Consider the following 345-nt stretch of genomic DNA (forward strand, 5'->3'; position numbering starts at 1 on the left):
TAATAATCGGGCATAAACATATTACCGAAGCTATGGATTTATATTTAGGTATAAGTGGTAGGGGAGCATTCTATTTGCGCAGAAGGTGTACTGTGAGGTATGCTGGAGCGGATAGAAAAGAAAATGTAGGCATAAGTAACGATAAAGGGGGCGAGAAACCCCCTCACCGAAAGACTAAGGTTTCCTCAGCGATGCTAATCAGCTGAGGGTTAGTCGGGACCTAAGGCGAATCCGAAGGGAGTAGTCGATGGACAACAGGTTAATATTCCTGTACTTCTTATAATTGCGATGGGGTGACGGAGTGATGAAAGCACCGCGAACTGACGGAATAGTTCGTTGAAACAT

At 44.6% G+C, this 345-nt stretch carries 1 rRNA gene; it reads left to right on the top strand.

Annotation, left to right across the window (positions count from 1 at the left end):
* Positions 1 to 345 (top strand): 23S ribosomal RNA (locus tag F7018_RS17980); the annotation flags it as partial.

It is taken from the genome of Tenacibaculum aiptasiae (assembly GCF_008806755.1).
In the GTDB taxonomy this organism is placed as follows: domain Bacteria; phylum Bacteroidota; class Bacteroidia; order Flavobacteriales; family Flavobacteriaceae; genus Polaribacter; species Polaribacter aiptasiae.